The following is a 1,988-nucleotide window of genomic DNA, read 5'->3' as shown; positions in this document are numbered from 1 at the left end:
ACAAAGCTGGTGGCCTCATCAGGCGTAGGGTCGATAAAAATGTGCATGTGGTTAAAGGCAGCCACTAAGCGGATTTTGTCAGATAACAACATACCGTTACCAAACACATCGCCCGCCATATCACCCACACCAATCACGGTGAAAGGATCCGTTTGTGTATTGATACCTTTTTCACGGAAGTGCAGTTTCACTGACTCCCAAGCACCTTTTGCCGTAATCCCCATGCCTTTATGGTCATAGCCTTGGCTACCACCTGAGGCAAATGCATCACCCAACCAAAATCCGTATTCTTCAGCGAGTGCGTTGGCGTAATCCGAGAACGTTGCAGTACCTTTGTCAGCCGCCACAACTAAATAAGGATCATCGGCATCGTGACGAACAACATTTTTGGGCGGAATCACGTCACCATTGACTAAGTTATCAGCAAGGTCTAACAAACCGCGAATAAACCAGCGATAGCTTTCGACCCCTTCAGCTAACCATTCGTCACGGCCGCCATCGGTTGGGAGTTGCTTAGCGACAAAACCACCTTTAGCGCCCACAGGTACAATGACTGCATTTTTCACTTGCTGGGCTTTCACTAAGCCAAGTACTTCGGTGCGATAATCTTCTAAACGATCAGACCAGCGTAAGCCGCCTCGTGCTACTTTGCCGCCCCGTAGGTGTACACCCTCGACCCGAGTCGAATAGACGAACACTTCAAACATAGGCCGCGGCTTAGGAATTTCGGCAATCTCGTGCGGGTTCATTTTCAACGACAAGTAAGGCTTAGGTTCGCCATCATCAAGATGTTGGAAGTAGTTGGTACGTAGGGTTGCTTTAATTAACTCAAGATAGCGACGTAAAATTTTGTCGTCATTTAGGTTATCGACTTTATCAAGCGCATCCAAAATACTGTTTTCAATACGGCCAATCAGAGCTTTTACTTTTTCGCTGGATTGGCGCTGAGGATCAACACGAGCACGGAATAATGCAACCAACAAGCGAGTTACATGGGCATGACGTGACAGTGTTTCGGCAATGTATTGCTGGCTAAAACCAAAACGAATTTGTTGGTTGTAGCGCGCATAAGCACGAAGCATGACCACTTCTCGCCAGTTGAGACCGGCGTTAAGTACTAAACGGTTAAATTCATCGTTATCCGCTTTTTGTTGCCAGATGGCGGCAAAGGCTTGCTGGAAGATCTCTTTCACCTCTTCTAGCTCAACGACACCATTCCCACCTTTAAGCGTGAGGCTGAAGTCATGTATCCAATATTTTACATTGTTAGAACAATGTACAACAAAAGGATGTTCGCCCACGACGCGTAAGCCCAAGTTCTCAAGAACAGGGATCACATCCGAAAGAATTAATGGCACAGCCGTGGTGAAGAGCTTAAACCGCAATACGGTTTGAGATTCCTCCAGCAAGCGATAAAAGCTCATGGTTAGCGGAGAGCCTTTTAACGCTTCCATTTTCTCAATGTCATGCACCGCATGCAGCGTCGTAAAATGCTCTCGATAAGCTGCTGGGAAAGCCTCACGGTATAAATTACTACGTGTGGTGCCCAGCTCTTCACCAAACGCATCAACCATGGCGCTGTGTAGGTCTTCATTCCAAGAGCATGAGAGTGCCTGTACTTCGCTTTCAAGTTGCTCTAAATCTGGAGTTGGCTGCCCAGGTGGTACTCGTAATACAAAATAGGTGCGTGCTAATACCGATTCGCCCATTGAGTTAATGAACTCAATATCAGTTGCATTAGACATTTTAGTTAACAGCGTTTGGATACTTAAGCGCAGCGCCGTACTAATCAAGTCACGTGGTACAAAGTACAAGCAAGAGTAAAATTGTCTTTTCTTATCCGCCCGTACTAGCATGCATGCTTTACGGCGCTCTTGAAGATGGAAAATGCGTAAGGCCGCTTGGTAAAGTTCACCCTCGGTGGCTAAAAATAGCTCATCACGTGGCATATCAACCAATACTTAGTGGAACGTTTTACCACTGTGGCC

Annotated in this window: 1 protein-coding gene; it reads right to left on the bottom strand. The window is 46.6% G+C overall.

Going from position 1 to position 1,988, the window contains the following annotated elements; all coding sequences use genetic code 11:
• Window positions 1–1,949 (bottom strand): NAD-glutamate dehydrogenase domain-containing protein (locus KO497_RS13640; RefSeq protein ID WP_215944514.1); only part of this gene is annotated, 1,949 nt, incomplete at its 3' end.
• Between the last annotated feature and the right edge of the window lie 39 nt (window positions 1,950–1,988).

This window comes from Pacificibacter marinus (genome assembly GCF_018860665.1).
Classification (GTDB): Bacteria; Pseudomonadota; Alphaproteobacteria; order Rhodobacterales; family Rhodobacteraceae; genus Celeribacter; species Celeribacter marinus_A.
The sequence above is the reverse complement of the archived record's forward strand: the minus strand, read 5'-3'. Positions and strand labels throughout refer to the sequence as shown.